This is a genomic window from Neorhizobium sp. BETTINA12A (genome assembly GCF_023006485.1).
Taxonomy (GTDB): Bacteria; Pseudomonadota; Alphaproteobacteria; order Rhizobiales; family Rhizobiaceae; genus Neorhizobium.
On the sequence record NZ_JALBGW010000286.1, the window covers coordinates 1 to 3,013 of the forward strand.

Genomic DNA, 3,013 nt, shown 5'->3' on the forward strand with positions numbered 1-3,013 from the left:
TGCGGCCCATGGCGGGGATCGGGTCCGGCACGTCGCGCGAACCCGTCCGCTGGTCCTGCGTGGTCATGATGCAGCGGGCGCAGGGCTTGACGAAATCGAAGCGGATGCCGGCGATCTCGATGCCGGTCCAGCCGTCCTCCGCCCAGGGTTCGTTGTGGTCGAGCACGATGTTCGGCCGGAACCGTTCCATGCCGACCGAGCCTTCGCCCCTGGCCGCCATGTCCGCATTGAGCGCGGCGAGCGATCCAGTCGTGGTCACCAGCACCTGGTAGCCGTCCGCAAAGGTCACCGGCGAATTGTCGCCCGCCCATTCCGGGCTTGCGACACGCCTTGCCTGTTGGTCGAAGAACACCAGCCGAATGTCCCGGCCGAGCCATTCCGACAGCACCGCATTGGCCGCATCGTCGGCGAGCGCCGCGTTGACGCTGGATTTCCACACCACGGTCTCCATGCGCCGCTCAGTCGGCGACCGGGCGACGCGGATCTCGCCTTTGCCCTCCATCGCGAAGCGGACGGAACCGGCTTCGGGATAGACCTCGAGCCTGGCAAGCGGCTGCAGTTCCCGCTGGGTGATGAACATGCCGGTCGGATCGACGACCATCATCTCCCGGTCGCCGGGAATGCCCGCGGCCGTGATCTCCGCTTCGTTGAGCGCGATGCCGCGGCCGCTTTTCAGGGGATAGAGGTTGAGTTCGCTGATCCGCATGGGAAGTCTCCTTCAGATCTCGTCGATGAAGAGGTCGAGCACCTGCCGCAGGCGCTGATGCCGCTCGGCGGCAAAAGCCCGCCCTGCCGCCGTCTGGAAGCCGTCGGCGAGCTTGAACAGTTTCACCTCGAAATGGTCGATCGCAAACGCCTTGTCGTCGAGCGGGCGGTGTCTGGCGAGCGGATCGGCCGGGTCGTAGAGGCCGGACCCCATCCGCCCGGCGATATAGAAGCAGCGCGCCGCCCCCACCATGCCGATCGCATCCAGCCGGTCCGCATCCTGCAATATCCTGGCCTCCAGCGTCTCGGGCACGATGTTGGCCGAAAAGCTGTGCGCCGTCACCGCATGCGCGACGGCCACGATATCTGCCTCCTGCCAGCCGACATCGGCAAGGACGGTCGCGGCCTTCTCCGCCGCCAGCCGCGAGGCCTGTGCCCGCAGCGGCGAGTTCTTCTCCACCGAAACGCAGTCATGCAGCAGCACGGCGGCGGCAAGCACTCGCCCGTCGCCGCCTTCCTTGGCATGGATGCGCATCGCGTTGCGGAAGACGCGCAGGATATGGGCGATGTCGTGCGAGCCGTCGTCGCCCTCGGTCGCATGCGGAATCAGGGCCTCGGCAAGCGCCTCGAAAGGCGAAAAGGCGGCGGCCAAGGAAGCGACAAGCGAAACGGTCACGAAACGGGTTCCTGGGAATCAATGGCGGCGGGTTCACCGCTCTTGTTCACCAGAATGCGCTGGTAGAAAAGCCCGATCCCGATCAGCACCGCGCCGAGCCCGATGAACGACAGCGCCCGAAGAATCCCTTCGAGGTTCGACATGTCGACCAGGAACACCTTTACCACGGCGACGAGCACGAGACCGGCGGAGGCAAGCCGCAGGCTCTTGGCGTCGAGCTTGGAGCCGATTGCCAGCAGCGCCACGCCGATCAGCAGCCAGACCACCGAATAGGTATAGGTCTCGGCGGCCATGAACCCCTTCCAGTCGGCAATATTCTCACCCTGCCAGAAACGCCGCACCGAAAGCGTCGCCCACAGGAAACCGAGCACCGCGCCGGCGAGCGCCAGCATGATCACGTAAGGCATCGGCCGCCGCCCGCGGGCATAATAGGCGACCAGCGCATAGGCGAGGCCTGGCAGGAGATAACCGAGCAGCAGCAGGTTGAAGAAAGACCAGGCGCCGGTGTTTTCACCGCTGAAATAGGGGTTGAGGCCAAACACGTGCAGCGACAGCGCATTGGCGGTGGCGAGCACCCCGGCGATCATCGAACCCCAGCGGAAGACAGGGCTTGGGCGTTTGAAATCGAGCGTCATCAAGATCCCTGAGAAACCGACCGTCAGCAGCGTGTAGATCGACTGCTCGCCGAGCGTCGGCACCCGGTCGTCCAGTACGCCGCCGTTCATCGCATGGCGCACCAGAACCGCGACCGTCATCAGCGAGGCCAGCGACGCAAGCGCCTGGATCAGGTTGCGGATGCGGAAATCCGAAGAGTCCTTCAACAGATAGGCCGTCACGATCGCCAGCAGCGTCGGAATGCCGTAGCCCGGCAGAAGCGCGTTGAAGAACGGCGTGGTGCCAAGGCTGTTCTGGCCGATCAGCGTTGGTTCCCAGGCGATCCGGCCGAACACGATCAGGATCGCCGCTGCCATCATCCACGGCAGCGCCGGCCACGGCCGAACCCGCATGCCGAGCACATAGGCAAAACCCAGCACCGACACGAGAATGGTGGTGACGATGCCGTTGGTCAAAGCATGCAGCGCCAAGGTGAAGCCCGCAAACGATCCGGCGACGACCAGGTTGGCCGCCCAGTCGATGCGTCCCTCGCTCGTCTCGTCACGCTCGCGGAACAGCCATTCGGCACCGGCCAGCAGCACGAGGCCGAGGCCGACCCCGTAAAGCCCATGCGTCCAGTCGCGTCCGAGATTGCCGAAATTGAGGAAGCTGATGGTCGCCAGCGCCACCGGCACGCCGGACATCAGCACGCTCCAGACCATCGAGAATTCCGGCTCCGCCCTGCGGAAGCGTTTCAGGAACGCAAAGCCGAGCAGCGTGAACACCGCCCCGAGCAACAAGCTGATGGCGATTTCCGTAGCATAGGTCACGACCGGCAGCGGTTCGTTGCCGACCGGTTGCGGCACATAGGTATCGAGCAGCATCAGCGCCACGACGGCAAGGACCAGCACCGACCCGCAGGCGGCGATCATCGCCGGCCAAACCGTGTAGGCGCGGCTGGCGCCGAGTGCGGCGAGGGCCGCGATCACGGCAGCGGAGGCGAAGTACGGATCGATGCCGGTGACTGTGTCCGCCACC

3 protein-coding genes are annotated in these 3,013 nt (G+C 65.3%); all 3 read right to left on the reverse strand.

Annotated elements, in window-relative coordinates:
* A partial coding sequence (locus tag MOV61_RS29320; RefSeq protein ID WP_247139104.1) for an MOSC domain-containing protein occupies window positions 1–706 on the reverse strand: 706 nt, incomplete at its 3' end.
* A 12-nt stretch (window positions 707–718) separates the two neighbouring features.
* On the reverse strand, window positions 719–1,357 hold the full coding sequence (locus tag MOV61_RS29325; protein ID WP_258719032.1) for an HD domain-containing protein: 639 nt from the start codon (window positions 1,355–1,357) through the stop codon (window positions 719–721).
* Between the two features lie 20 nt (window positions 1,358–1,377).
* A partial coding sequence (locus tag MOV61_RS29330) for a DUF2339 domain-containing protein (RefSeq protein ID WP_247139106.1) occupies window positions 1,378–3,013 on the reverse strand: 1,636 nt, incomplete at its 5' end.